The following is an 899-nucleotide window of genomic DNA, read 5'->3' as shown; positions in this document are numbered from 1 at the left end:
GCTTTAAATGGCGATGATGATGCAGATGGAGACAATGCGAACTTAACGATTACAGAAATCACTGATCCAGTAACAGGTATTACATCTCCAATAGATGCTAATAACCCAGTAACATTAGATGATGGAACGGTAGTTTCGTTAAATTCAGATGGTACATTAGAGGTTACACCATTTACAGATAGTACAGAGCCAGTAAACTTTACTTATACAGTAGCAGATGAAGATGGTTTAACTGATATGGCAGCTGTTGCCATTACATTTGATCAGCTTGCACCAGTAGCAGATGATGAAGTAGTTATGGGAGCAATGATAAATACTCCAGTAGCAGTAGACGCTTTACTTGGAGATAATGATCCAGACGGAGACAATGCGAACTTAACAATTACAGAAATCACTGATCCAGTTACAGGAATTACATCTGTAATAGATGCTAATACTCCGGTAACCTTATCAGATGGTACTGTAGTTTCTATAGATGCAGTGACAGGAGAGTTATTGGTTACACCAGCAACAGACAGCACAGAGCCAATTAATTTTGACTATACAGTAGCCGATGAAGATGGTTTAACAGATACAGGAAATGTAGATATTACATTTGATCAATTAGCACCAACAGCGGATAATGAAACTGTAACAGATGCAGCAATTAATACACCAGTAAACATTAGTGTTTTAGAAGGAGATAATGATCCTGATGGCGATAATGCTAATTTAATGATTACAGAGATTATTGACGCAGACGGAACAGTAACACCAATAGCACCAGGCGCAACAGTAACGTTAAGTGATGGTACGATGGTAACCTTACAGACAAACGGTACGTTAGATGTAGTTCCAGCACCAGATAGCACAGAAGATATCGACTTTAGTTATACAGTAACTGATGAAGATGGCTTAAC

1 pseudogene is annotated in these 899 nt (G+C 38.4%); it reads left to right on the top strand.

What is annotated here, in order from left to right:
• A pseudogene (locus Q0762_RS13880) lies at positions 1-899 on the top strand (Ig-like domain-containing protein); the annotation flags it as partial.

The sequence above is a fragment of the uncultured Polaribacter sp. genome, assembly GCF_947495205.1.
GTDB lineage: Bacteria > Bacteroidota > Bacteroidia > Flavobacteriales > Flavobacteriaceae > Polaribacter.
The sequence above is the reverse complement of the archived record's forward strand: the minus strand, read 5'-3'. Positions and strand labels throughout refer to the sequence as shown.